Origin of the sequence: Pseudomonas sp. URMO17WK12:I9, from assembly GCF_900230165.1 — a bacterium.
Taxonomy (GTDB): domain Bacteria; phylum Pseudomonadota; class Gammaproteobacteria; order Pseudomonadales; family Pseudomonadaceae; genus Aquipseudomonas; species Aquipseudomonas fulva.
In genome coordinates this window covers 502,470-515,405 of the sequence record NZ_OCMQ01000002.1, presented here as the reverse complement: position 1 = coordinate 515,405, position 12,936 = coordinate 502,470, and the positions used below count along the sequence as shown (strand labels likewise).

The 12,936-nt window shown below is 59.7% G+C and carries 9 protein-coding genes; 2 read left to right on the top strand and 7 right to left on the bottom strand.

Translation table 11 applies throughout. The annotated features are described in order from the left end of the window. Positions 1–178: 178 nt before the first annotated feature. Positions 179–1,798 (bottom strand): MFS transporter, encoded by a 1,620-nt coding sequence (locus CRP40_RS07035; protein WP_027913296.1) that lies wholly within the window; start codon positions 1,796–1,798, stop codon positions 179–181. Between the two features lie 93 nt (positions 1,799–1,891). Continuing rightward, a complete protein-coding gene (locus tag CRP40_RS07030; RefSeq protein ID WP_027913297.1) occupies positions 1,892–3,538 on the bottom strand; it encodes a GMC family oxidoreductase N-terminal domain-containing protein in 1,647 nt (548 codons plus the stop codon). 169 nt (positions 3,539–3,707) lie between these two features. Between CRP40_RS07030 and CRP40_RS07025 the strand changes: the two genes are divergently transcribed. Next, complete coding sequence (locus CRP40_RS07025; RefSeq protein ID WP_027913298.1) at positions 3,708–4,595, top strand: LysR family transcriptional regulator; 888 nt, start codon at positions 3,708–3,710, stop codon at positions 4,593–4,595. Here CRP40_RS07025 and CRP40_RS07020 read toward each other — a convergent pair. Genes CRP40_RS07020 through CRP40_RS07010 form a run of 3 tightly spaced genes read right to left on the bottom strand, consistent with a single transcriptional unit; the run spans position 4,584 to position 7,592 of the window. After that, a complete protein-coding gene (locus tag CRP40_RS07020) occupies positions 4,584–5,402 on the bottom strand; it encodes a sulfite exporter TauE/SafE family protein (RefSeq protein ID WP_027913299.1) in 819 nt (272 codons plus the stop codon). The two genes, CRP40_RS07025 and CRP40_RS07020, sit on opposite strands and share 12 nt — an antisense overlap. Next, positions 5,399–6,670, bottom strand: coding sequence for an FAD/NAD(P)-binding oxidoreductase (locus CRP40_RS07015; protein ID WP_027913300.1), 1,272 nt, complete (start codon positions 6,668–6,670; stop codon positions 5,399–5,401). The genes CRP40_RS07020 and CRP40_RS07015 overlap by 4 nt, the downstream gene beginning before the upstream one ends. Before the next feature lie 37 nt (positions 6,671–6,707). Next, positions 6,708–7,592, bottom strand: a complete 885-nt coding sequence (locus CRP40_RS07010) for an MBL fold metallo-hydrolase (RefSeq protein ID WP_027913301.1) — start codon at positions 7,590–7,592, stop codon at positions 6,708–6,710. A 229-nt stretch (positions 7,593–7,821) separates the two neighbouring features. On the opposite strand from CRP40_RS07010, the gene CRP40_RS07005 reads away from it, so the two are divergent. Continuing rightward, entirely contained in the window at positions 7,822–9,120 is a 1,299-nt protein-coding gene (locus CRP40_RS07005) for a sigma-54-dependent Fis family transcriptional regulator (RefSeq protein WP_027913302.1), read from the top strand. Between the two features lie 278 nt (positions 9,121–9,398). On the opposite strand, the gene gyrB is transcribed toward CRP40_RS07005, so the two are convergent. Both gyrB and recF read right to left on the bottom strand, forming a co-directional pair. After that, positions 9,399–11,819, bottom strand: a complete 2,421-nt coding sequence (gene gyrB / locus CRP40_RS07000; RefSeq protein ID WP_027913303.1) for a DNA topoisomerase (ATP-hydrolyzing) subunit B — start codon at positions 11,817–11,819, stop codon at positions 9,399–9,401. A 4-nt stretch (positions 11,820–11,823) separates the two neighbouring features. Continuing rightward, complete coding sequence (gene recF / locus CRP40_RS06995) at positions 11,824–12,927, bottom strand: DNA replication/repair protein RecF (RefSeq protein ID WP_027913304.1); 1,104 nt, start codon at positions 12,925–12,927, stop codon at positions 11,824–11,826. Positions 12,928–12,936 lie beyond the last annotated feature (9 nt).

The following is a 12,936-nucleotide window of genomic DNA, read 5'->3' as shown; positions in this document are numbered from 1 at the left end:
CGGCTTGTGGATAACATGTGAGCAAATTATGGATTAGCTGTTGCAAAAATAAGCTAACCCTATGAATTAGCTACATATTTACTCTTTGTTGATTTTTCCTAAAAACGTGCATAAGTTTTTTCACGGCATAAAAAAACCGGCTTTTAGAGCCGGTTTTTTTGTGGGGTGGTTCAGCGAATCACACCTTGTCGATATCCACGTCCTTGGTCTCTTTGAGACAGAAGATGCCCACTATCAGGCTGATGCCCGTGACCAGTACCGGGTACCACAACCCGTAAAAGATATCGCCGGTGTAAACCACCAGGGCGAACGATACCGTGGGCAGGAAACCGCCGAACCAGCCATTACCGATGTGATACGGCAAGGACATGGAGGTGTACCGGATACGCGTAGGGAACAGCTCGACCATCACGGCAGCCAGCGGTCCGTAGGTCATCGTGGCGATCAGGATCATGGCCACGATCAACACCACCACCATCACGCTGTTGACTTGGGCCGGGTCAGCCTTGGCGGGGTACCCTGCCTGCTCGACCGCCGCGCGCATGGCCGCCTCGTCATAGCCATTGATGGTCTTGTCGCCGATGCTCACGACCACTTCGCTGCCGTCAACGCTTACCGAGCTATAGGGCAAGCCTTGCTTGACCAGGAAGGTCTTTACTTTGTCGCAGGGGCTATCAAAGCGCGCCTTGCCCACAGGGTCGAACTGGAAGGTGCAGCCTTTCGGGTCAGCGGTCACGACGATGGGGGCCTGGCGGCTGGCGGTGTCGATCTGCGGGTTGGCGTAGAAGCTAAGGGCCTTGAACAACGGGAAGTAGAGCACCGTGGCCAACAGCAGGCCCAGCATCAATATCGGTTTGCGCCCGATCCGATCGGACAGCCAGCCAAAGAACACGAAAAACGGCGCGCCGATCACGACGCTGATGATCAGCAAGGTGTTGGCCTGGGCCGGGTCCATCTTCAACATCTGGGTCATGAAGAACAGCACGTAGAACTGTGCCGTATAGAAGGTGACAGCCTGGCCCGCATTGATACTGAACAGCGCAGTGAGCACGACCTTCAGGTTGGGCCAGGACGTAAACGACTCACGAATCGGCGATTTGCTGATCTTGCCCTGTGCCTTCATTTTCACGAAGGCCGGGGACTCGTGCATGCTCATTCGAATCCAGGTCGAGATCCCCAGCAGCACGATGGACAGCAGAAACGGCAGGCGCCAGCCCCAGGTTTCGAACTGATCGCCACTTACATAACGGCTGCCCAGTACCACCAGCAATGACAGCAACAGTCCCAAGGTGGCGGTGGACTGGATGAACCCAGTATGGAAGCCCCGCTTGCCAGGTGGCGCATGTTCGGCCACGTAGGTGGCTGCACCGCCGTACTCACCGCCCAGCGCCAGGCCTTGCAGCATGCGCAACACGACCAGGATGATCGGCGCCGCGATGCCAATGCTGGCATAGGTGGGCAAAAGGCCAACGGCGAACGTGGACAGCCCCATCAGCACGATGGTGATGAGAAAGGTGTACTTGCGACCGATCATGTCCCCCAAGCGGCCGAATACCAGGGCACCAAACGGTCGCACCAGGAAGCCGGCGGCAAACGCCATCAGTGCGAAGATGAACGCGGTGGTGTCGTTGACGCCCGCGAAGAACTGCTTGCTGATGACGGCAGCCAGGGCGCCGTAGAGGAAAAAGTCGTACCACTCGAACACCGTACCGAGCGATGACGCGAAAATGATCTTGCGCTCTTCACGACGACTGGGGCGGCTGGCGGCCGCATCCTGCTCTTGGATGTAATCCGACATCGTTGCTGTCCTCGGCCCGCAGGCCACAGTGATTATTCTTGTTGTTCCACTGCCGACAGCGTCCGACTACGCGCTGCCGTATTGCACACCCCTTCAGGGTGTTGGTAGTGCATCCTGGTTGAGGAAGGTCGTTGTGGCTGCTCCTTTCAAAATAAGCTGCGCCGCCTTTTCAGCGATCATCAGGGTAGGTGAACAGGTATTGCCCGACGTTATCTGGGGCATGATCGATGCGTCTGCCACACGAAGGCCGGGGATGCCATGGACACGAAGCTGGTCATCGACCACATCCATGGGGCCATTGCCCATGCGGCATGTCCCTACGGGATGGAAAATCGTCGTGCCTATCTTGGCCGCCGCTTCGTGCAGCTGTTCTTCAGTTTGTAGGGCAGGTCCAGGCAGATATTCTTCGGGCGCAAAGGCTGCGAGGGCAGGGGCCTGCACGATGCGCCGGGTGAGACGGATAGCGTCGGCGGCGACACGCAGGTCCTGGGGGTCGCTGAGGTAGTTGGGGTCGATGAGCGGCGCGCTGTGCATGTCTGCACTGCGAATATCGATACGCCCGCGGCTCAGTGGCCGCAAGTTGCACACAGAAGCCGTGAAGGCTGGAAACGGATGCAACGGCTCGCCAAAACGGTCCAGGGACAGAGGCTGCACGTGGTACTGCAAGTTCGCAGTGGCCTGGTCGGGGTTCGAACGCACGAAAGCGCCCAGCTGGCTTGGCGCCATGGCCAGCGGACCGCTGCGATCGTACAGGTAGCGCAGGCCCATGCCCATCTTGCCCCACAGGCTATTGGCCATCTGGTTGAGGGTACGTGCGTTGCCGATCTGGTAGATCAGCCGTAGCTGCAAGTGATCCTGCAGATTGCTGCCTACACCCGGCATGGCATGGCGCACCCCGATACCCAAGTCCTCCAGCAACTGCTGCGGACCAATGCCCGAGCGTTGCAGGATGCCGGGTGAGCCTACTGCACCTGCGCATAGCACAATCTCTCGTCGCGCCGAGAACTCGTGCCAGCGGCCCTGCCAACGGGTTTTGACAGCGCGGGCGCGCGTGTTGCCTAGCAGCACTTGATCCACCTGCACATCGGTCATAACAGTCAGATTGGCGCGGTGCTTAATGGGGCGCAGAAACGCTTTGGATGCGTTCCAGCGAACACCGCTACGCTGGTTGACCTGAAAATATCCACAGCCTTCGTTGTCGCCGGTGTTGAAGTCATCGATTTTGGCAACACCCGCCTGCTCGGCTGCATCGCGGAAGGCGTCGAGGATCGGCCAGCTGTAGCGCTGGCGCTCTACACGCCATTCACCGCTGGCACCATGGTATTCGCTGGCACCGCCATGGTGGCTTTCGCTTTGCTTGAACAGCGGCAACACGTCTTTCCAGGCCCAGCCTCGGTTGCCTAGGCTAGCCCAGTGATCGTAGTCAGCCGCCTGGCCACGCATGTAGATCATGCCGTTGATGGAGGAGCACCCGCCCAGGACCTTGCCACGGGGGTAGCCCAGCGACCGACCTTGCAGCCCAGGCTGCGCCTCGGTCTTGAAGCACCAGTCCGTGCGGGGGTTACCAATGCAGTACAGGTAGCCCACCGGCACGTGTATCCAGGGATAGTTGTCCCGCCCACCGGCTTCGAGTAGCAGTACCCGGCATGACGGGTCGGCAGACAACCGGTTCGCCAGCAAGCAGCCAGCGGGGCCGGCGCCCACGATCACATAGTCGTAGGCAGAATCGACTGATGACATAGAGGACCTCAGGGCCTGTTTTTGTTCTTGTCCCCAACCAGCTTAGTGAGTAATTTCGCGGAAGAAACACGCGATTTCGCGCACCCGTTGTGCGTTTAAGCACAGCGATGCCTCTCGGAGCGTCGGCGCCTCTTACCGGGGTGTTCGATACAGATATGCAAGGACCAGCATGTTCGATTGGAATGATTTGCGGTTTTTCCTGGAGCTGCAGCGCAGCGGGCGCTTGTTGACGGCTGCCAAGCGTCTGGAGACGACCCACAGCACCGTTGCGCGCCACATCGAGCGTATCGAGCAGAGCCTGGGCACTGCGTTGTTCGTCCAGCATGCCCAAGGGTATGAGCTGACGCCTTCCGGACAAGCGCTGCTCAAACATGCCGAAGCCATGGAGAACACCGCCTTGCTGGCGCAGGAGGAAATCACCCAAGCCATCACGCCGCTTGGCAAGATCCGCCTCGGCGTGACCGAGGGGATCGGCATCATGTTCTTCACGCCACGGATGAATGAGTTGTTCGAGCGCTACCCCGGCCTGGAAGTGGAGTTGGTTGCGGTGCCGCGTTTTGTCAGCATCCTCAACCGTGAAGCGGAAATCAGCATTCACCTGGAAAGGCCAAGTGCAGACTTGCTGATCACCCGCAAGCTCACCGACTACCGGCTGGCCCTCTATGCCAGCGCAGCGTACCTGGAGCGTGCCGCGCCCCTGCGCAACCGCGAAGACCTGGCGCGCCACAGTTGGATTGGCTACGTGGACGACTTGCTGTTCAGTCAGGAGCTGCTGTTTCTCAACAGCTTCTGCCGATCGCCGAACGTGGTGTTTCGCAGTACCAGCGTGATAGCCCAGCAAGCGGCGGCGCGTGCAGGGTTGGGTATCGCCGTGCTACCCAACTACATGGCGCGGCATGACCCGACGCTGGTGCGGGTGCTGCCAGGGGAAACCATCCAGCGCAGTTACTGGATCTGCACGCGGCGCGAACTGCATAAATCCGTACGCCTGCGCGTGGTATGGGATTACCTGCTGAACCTGTGTGCTGCCGAGCAGGATGCGCTGCTAGCGCCCTAGCGCTTTGCTGATCAGCAATGCCGCCGCGGCCCACCCTGCGATGGCGAACAGTTGTTGCAGCCGCGGGCCCTCCAGCCTTGCCGCCAGTGGCCGGGCCACCAGCAAGCCCAGTACCGCACCCAGCGCAAACGGCGCACCCACCTGCCAGCGCATGCTCCCTGCAAAGGTGGCGGTGGCAACACTGCCCAAGGCAACCAGCGCGATGACTGCCAGGGAGGTAGAGACGATACTGCCCATACACAAGTTGGTGTAGCGCCGCAGGGCAGGGACGATGACGAAGCCGCCGCCCACGCCCAGCAGGCCTGACAGCAGCCCCGACAACGCCCCGGTGCCGGCGAGCGCCCGCGCGCACGGAAGCGTCCAGCGTAAACGACCCTGCAGGGGGTTGAGTACACAGGGCTCGATGAAGCGATGTGCACCTGGGTTTGCGCCGCTCAATTGCTGACGGGCCTTCAACCAGGTGCGCACGCACGCGTAGATCAGGATGCCTGCAAACATCAGCTGAAGCGGTGCGTTGGGCAAACGATGCGCAAGCATCAGCCCCAGCGGCGTAAACACGATACCCACCGCAGCGATGAACAGGGCCGCACGGTAGCGCACCACGCCCTGGCGCAAGCCCAAGCCGGCACCAACCGCCGCCGACAGCCCCACAGCCAGCAAACCGATCGGGGCAGCCTGCGCCATCGAAAGCCCCAGGCCAAACACCAGCAACGGAACCGCAAGGATGCCACCGCCGGCACCTGTCAGCGCCAAGACCGCGCCGATGATCGTGCCCAGCCCTGTGCTGAGCCACGTCTGATCGATCACTGGGCTGCCTCGGTCGTTCTTGCAACCGGCTTGGCCAGCCACTCACGGCCCTTGAGCATGCCTTGCCAATACAAGGGCGGCAGCAGACGAGCTTTGAGCAGCCAGGCCAAGCGGGTGGGTTTGCGGCCGTCGAGGAGCCACTGAGGGAAGCTCGGCTTGAGCGCGCCACCATAGCCAAATTCGGCCAGCACGATCTTGCCGCGCTCGACGGTCAGCGGACAGGAGCCGTAGCCATCATAGTGCGCCAGGCCCGTGCGTCGACCCAGTGCCACCAATACATTGTTTGCCACCACCGGCGCTTGTTTGCGTGCAGCGGCAGCCGTCTTCGCGTTGCTGGCATTGATCACGTCCCCAAGCGCGTGCACATGGGCGAAGACACGATGGCGCAGGGTAGAGGGGTCCACGTCCACCCAACCAGCGCCATCGGCGAGGCAGCTGTGGCGAATGAAGTCGGGGGCGACCTGTGGCGGTACCACATGCAGCATGTCGAACGGCTCGGTGCGAAGGTGCTGGGTGCCATCCGCAAGCGTATGGGCGAACACCGCCTGCTGGTTTGGTCCATCCACGGCGATCAGCCGATGGCCGAAGTTGAGGTCTACCGAGTACTTGTCGATGTAAGCCATCAAGGCGGGCACGTAGGCGGGCACCCCGAACAAGGCATTGCCGGCATTGAAAAAGCTGGCTTGCACGGCGCCCAGCCGGCCCTGGCGCAGCCAGTGGTCGCAGGACAGGTACAGCGCTTTTTGCGGGGCGCCAGCGCATTTGATGGGCATGGGCGGCTGGCAGAACACGGCGCGGCCTTGCTTGAGGCCCTGCACCAGCTCCCAGGTATAGGGCGCCAGGTCGTAGCGGTAATTGGACGTGACGCCATTCTCGCCCAGGGTGTCTGCCAGCCCCTCGATGCCCGCCCAATCCAGCTTCAGCCCAGGGCAGACCACCAGCTGTTCAAAGGTAAAGGCCCTGCCATCTGCCAGCAGGACCTTGCGACACTGTGCATCGAACCCTTGCACCTGTGACTTGATCCAGCGCACCGCGCGGGGGATGACCGACGACATCGGCCGAGCCGTGCTCGGGGCATCGAAGACCCCGGCACCGACCATGGTCCAGCCGGGTTGGTAGTAATGAACCTCGGCGGGGTCTATCAGGGCGATGTCCAGCGAGGGGTCGCGCTGGAGGAGGCTGGACGCCGTCGCAATGCCGGCAGCACCGGCGCCTATGATGATGACTTGGTGATGAAACGCTGGAACGGAGGAGGGCACGGCGGGCATGGTCGATCCTGACTGTCTGATTATGGGATGTGCCTGACTACAACGTATTGAGGGGAATCTTCAGGTAGCGCACCCCATTGGCCTCAGGGGCTGGGAACTGGCCACTGCGCATGTTCACCTGGACGGCGGGCAGGATCAGGACAGGCATGTCCAACGTTCGATCACGCGCTTCGCGCATGGCCACGAAGCTGTCTTCGTCGATACCTTCATGGATGTGAATGTTCTGAGTGCGCTGCTCGGCCACGGTGGTCATGTAGCGCAGCTCGCGCCCTTCGGGCAGGTAGTCGTGACACATGAACAGCCGGGTGCCATCCCCTAGCGCCAGGAGGCGATGAATCGAGCGGTACAGGGTCCGGGCATCGGCACCAGGGAAGTCGCATCGCGCAGTCCCGTAGTCCGGCATGAACAACGTGTCGCCGACGAAGACTGCCGCCTGGCCTTCATGCTCGATGAGATAGCTCATGCAGGCAGGCGTATGCCCAGGGGTATGCAGGGCTTTAGCCTGCAGATTGCCTATGTGGAAAATTTCTTCATCGTCGAACAGCACGTCGAACTGGCTACCATCACGGGCGAAGCCAGGTTCAGCGTTGAACAAGCTGCCGAAGACTTTCTGGACCTGGGTGATGCAAGCTCCAATTGCAATGCGCCCCCCCAGCGTGTCTTTGAGGTAGGCAGCAGCGGACAGGTGATCTGCATGCACATGGGTTTCCAGTATCCATTGCACCTGAGCACCAAGCGCTTTCACACGTTCGATCAGGCAGTCCGCAGAGGCCGTCGTCACGCGCCCGGCCTTCGGGTCGTAATCCAGAACGCTGTCGATCAAGGCGCAAGCGCGCGTTTCGCCATCCATGACCAGATAGCTGATGGTTGAGGTGGCGCTGTCGAAGAACGCTTCCACGTGAAGGTTTTTGCCAATGATCATTCAAGTCTCCCATTCGGCTAGCCCCGTTTGCTGCACGGTTCAGGGGCGCCACATCTACCCCCCATCAAGATACATGCCACCGCACAGATGCCTGCCTGGGGCCCTGGATTGGCGGGTCATGGGCAGATGGCCGCTTCGTTGGCAGTGAAGAGTGGCAGTGCGGTGTCAGTCGATGGCAGCGGCTGGCAGTCCTTGCTACCCTCGAACACGTTATCCGACTGGTGCCGTCATGTCCGAACCTCACCCCTCAGTGCTTGCCTTGGTGTCTTTTCTGGAGCACGACGTCCTGCCCGCCATCGTGCTGGACACCGACTACAACATTCTGGCCGCCAACACCGCTTATCGACGTCAGTTCGGTCAGGACCAGCAGGCGCCGCTTGGGCAGAAATGTCACAAGGTCTCACACCATTACCACGTTCCCTGCGACCAGGCCGGCGAGGACTGCCCGATGCGCAAGGCCTGGTCCAGCAAGGTGCCCGAGCGCGTGCTGCATGTGCATCACACCCCTCGCGGACCGGAACATGTGGATGTCGAACTTCGGCCGATCCTGGATGAGCAGGGCAGGGTGATTGCTTTCGTCGAACGGCTCACCCGTATCGTCATCGCATCTGCCCAGCCGCAAGAGCAAGGGCTCGTTGGCCAGGCACCTGCATTCACGGCGGCATTGGCCAGCTTGCAACGTGCGGCGCCGGCTGCCATCCCTGTCCTGCTCCAGGGTGAGTCCGGCACGGGCAAGGAACTGTTCGCGCGGGCGTTGCACATGGGCAGCCCCAAGGCCGATGGCCCCTTGGTCGTGGTCGATTGCACCAGCCTGACGGAGGCGCTTTTCGAGAGCGAACTGTTCGGTTACGAGAAGGGTGCATTCACCGGTGCGCACCAGCGCAAGACCGGCCTGGCAGAAGCTGCCCACGGCGGCACGCTGTTCCTGGACGAGATCGGTGAAGTGCCCTTGGCCATGCAGGTCAAGCTGTTGCGCTTGATCGAAACCGGCAGCTTCCGGCCTGTTGGCAGCCTGCGCACCGTGCATTCGGATTTCCGCCTGGTGTCGGCAACCCATAAACCCTTGAGGCAGATGGTGGCCGACGGTACGTTCAGGGAGGACCTGTACTACCGGATCAGTGGGTTCCCTATCCGGATGCCTGCACTGCGCGAGCGTATCGAGGATCTGCCTCTGCTGGTCCAAAGCCTGCTGAAAAGAATCGCAGGGCCCAGCGCGCCCACACTCGGTAATGCTGCTCTCGATCGACTGATGACGTATCCGTTTCCGGGGAACATCCGCGAGTTACGCAACATCCTGGAGCGGGCACGGCTGTTTGCCGATGAAGGCGTCATTCAGCCAGAACACTTGCCCGAAGACGTGGTGTCGCTCCCTGCCCAAGTGCGCGCCCACGGAAGTCGGCCAGCAGATCTCCTACAGGTGCTTAGTCAGTTCAGGGGGTCGCGCAGTGAGCTGGCCAAGCACTTGGGTATCAGCGAACGTACCTTGTATCGGCGTTTGAAAGCGGCGGGCATTGCCGAGGACCATTGATCCCCTACGCACAAGCTCGATCTGGGCCACTGCTCACCCTCGTCGCACGTCGCCCTTGCAGAATCATGTCAGCGATTGGCTGCTTTCAAAACTTGACGCACTCAAGGTCGAGGCGTAAGACCCACTGCAAGTCCGTTCTGAATTACACCCTTGAGGTAACGCGGGGTGAGCGTGCCTACCCGGAGATTGGAAATGAAAAAGCCCGCTAGCGCGGGCTTGATGATGACCGGTTAGGCTCGAATTTCGAAGCTGCCCGGTCGTGCAACGGTCAAGGCTGATCAGAAGTCCAGGTTGGACACCGACAATGCATTGCTTTCGATAAAGTCACGGCGCGGTTCAACGGCGTCACCCATCAGGGTGTTGAAGATCTGGTCAGCCGCGATTGCATCTTCGATGGTGACCTTCAGCATACGGCGCACAGTTGGGTCCATGGTGGTTTCCCACAACTGATCCGGGTTCATCTCACCCAGCCCTTTATAGCGCTGGATGGTATGGCGCTTGGTGGTCTCGTTCATCAACCAATCCAAGCCTTCCTTGAACTCGACGATGGCCTTGCGACGCTCACCACGTTGCACATAAGCGCCTTCACCCAACAGGCTGGACAGCTTGGCACCCACGTTGACCACGGTGCGGTAGTCGTTGCTGCCGAAGAAGTCACGGTTGAACGTGATGTAGCTGGCAAGCCCATGGGAGGTGATTTCCACCTCAGGCAGCCACACATTACGTTCCTTGTCTTCACGCAGGCTGGCCTTGTAGACCAGGCCCGATTTCTGGGTCGAATTCAGGCGCTCATGCAACTGGTTCTTCCAGGCTTCCATCACCGCATGATCACCCAGCTGCTCGAGAGTGACTTCAGGCAGGTAGATGAAATGCTCGGTGAGCTCCTGCGGGTACAGGCGCGACAGACGCTTGAGGGTCTTCATCACACCGCGGAACTCGTTGACCAGGGCTTCCAGTTGCACGCCGGATACCGGCGGCGCGGATTCGTCCAGGTGCAGGCTGGCGTCTTCCAGGGCCGATTGGGTCATGTACTCTTCCATGGCCTCATCGTCCTTGATGTACTGCTCTTGCTTGCCGCGCTTGACCTTGTACAACGGTGGCTGTGCAATGTAGATGTAGCCGCGCTCGACCAGCTCTGGCAACTGACGGAAGAAGAAGGTCAGCAGCAACGTACGAATGTGCGAACCGTCAACGTCAGCATCGGTCATGATGATGATGTTGTGATACCGCAGCTTTTCGATGTTGTACTCTTCCCGGCCAATGCCGCAGCCCAGCGCGGTGATCAAAGTCCCGACTTCCTGGGACGAAATCATCTTGTCGAACCGAGCTTTCTCTACGTTCAGGATCTTGCCTTTGAGTGGCAAGATGGCCTGGGTCCGACGGTTACGCCCCTGTTTCGCAGAGCCGCCTGCAGAGTCACCCTCCACCAGGTAGAGTTCAGACAGGGCAGGGTCCTTCTCCTGGCAGTCAGCCAGCTTGCCTGGCAAGCCCGCAATATCAAGTGCGCCTTTACGGCGAGTCATCTCACGCGCTTTGCGTGCAGCTTCACGGGCGCGCGCAGCATCGATCATCTTGCCGACGACAGCCTTGGCTTCGTTCGGGTTCTCCAGCAGGAAGTCAGAGAAGTACTTGTTCATCTCCTGCTCGACAGCGGTTTTTACTTCCGACGATACCAGCTTGTCTTTAGTCTGCGAGCTGAACTTGGGGTCGGGCACCTTGACCGAAATGATCGCAGTCAGGCCTTCGCGTGCGTCGTCCCCAGTGGTGGAAACCTTGTTCTTCTTAGCCAGGCCTTCCTGCTCGATGTAGCTGTTCAGGCTGCGCGTCAAAGACGAACGGAAACCCACCAGGTGCGTACCGCCATCGCGTTGCGGGATGTTGTTGGTAAAGCACAGCAGGTTCTCGTTGAAGCTGTCGTTCCACTGGAGAGCAACTTCTACACCCACACCGTCTTCGCGCTGTACGCTGAAGTGGAACACCTGGGCGTTCACCGGCGTCTTGTTGGTATTCAGGTATTCGACGAATGCCCGCAGACCGCCTTCGTACTTGAAGAACTCTTCCTTACCACTGCGCTCGTCTTTCAGCAGAATGCCGACGCCCGAGTTCAGGAAAGACAGCTCACGAATACGCTTGGCCAGGATGTCCCAGCTGAAGTGAATATTCTTGAATGTCTCTGCGGATGGCTTGAAGTGAATGTGAGTACCGGTCGTCTCACTTTCACCGACGATGGCCATCGGCGCCTGAGGCACACCGTGTACGTACGTCTGTTCCCAGATCTTGCCGCTGCGACGCACCGTCAGTATCAGTTGCTCGGACAACGCGTTGACGACCGAAACGCCTACCCCGTGCAATCCACCGGATACCTTGTAGGAGTTGTCATCGAACTTACCGCCTGCGTGCAGCACAGTCATGATGACTTCTGCTGCCGAAACGCCTTCTTCTTTATGCACGTCGACCGGAATGCCACGGCCGTTGTCACGCACGCTGATGGATTCATCAGGGTGAATAATTACTGTGATGTCGTCGCAGTGACCGGCCAGGGCTTCGTCGATGGAGTTGTCGACCACCTCGAAGACCATGTGGTGCAGGCCGCTACCATCATCGGTGTCGCCAATGTACATGCCGGGACGCTTGCGCACGGCATCCAAACCTTTTAGCACCTTGATGCTGGAGGAGTCGTACGTCTGATTTTCGCTCATGCCTTCACTCCCGATGGTCGTGGGTCTGGGTGATACGGCCTTGTTCCACGTGGAACAAAGCAACCGGCGTTTCCGTCTGCCAGCCTTCCCTCAATAATTCATGATCTACACAGGTGATGAATACCTGGCAGCGTAATTCTTCAAGCAAGCGACATAGTGCGCGGCGATGTTGCTCATCGAGTTCCGACGGCAAATCGTCCACAAGATAAATGCAGTGGCCGCGTCGTGCTTGGCCAACCAAATGGCCTTGAGCTATCCGCAGTGCGCATACCACCAGTTTTTGCTGGCCGCGGGACAGGATGTCTGCTGCGTTGTTTGCAGCTAATCGAAGTCGCAAATCTGCACGTTGCGGACCCGCCTGCGTGTGTCCCATCTGCTGGTCACGAAGGAGGGAAGTAGCCAACACATCCTGCAGCTCCCGGTCTTTGTCCCAGCCTCGGTAATAGCTCAGGGTAAGACCGTCTAGCTCAAGCAACTCACTCAAAGTCTTTTCGAATACAGGCTTCAGGGCCTTGATGTATTCGCGGCGGTATTCATCTATTTCGGCGCTGGCCAGGCATAACTCCCGGTCCCAAGCGGCTTGCGAAGCTAGGTCAAGTGTACCATGCCGCAACCATGAGTTCCGCTGCCTGAGGGCCCTCTGCAGGCGTTGCCACGCGGGCATGAAGCGAGGTTCCACGTGGAACACGCCCCAGTCGAGAAACTGTCGCCTGATCTTCGGGGCGCCTTCGAGGAGTCGAAAGCTGTCTGGGTTGATGAGCTGTAATGGAAGCAATTCAGCAAGCTGTGCAGCGCTACGCGCATTCTGCCCATCGATCCTGATGGTGAAATCACCCTGCCGTTCGCGAGACACCCCAAGGTTACAGGTACCGCCTTCGGCAAGGAGCACCTCCCCGAATACCGTACAAGAGGCTTGCTCGTACTGGATTACCGGGTTCAAGCGAGTGCTGCGAAAGGATCTAGCCAGCCCGAGTAGATGAACAGCTTCGAGAAGGCTTGTCTTGCCGCTCCCGTTATCGCCAAAGAGCACGTTGATACGCGGGGAAGGGGAGAGCGTCACCGGGTGCAGATTTCGCACCCCGGTGACGATGATACGCCTAAGTGACATTTGGCCTGC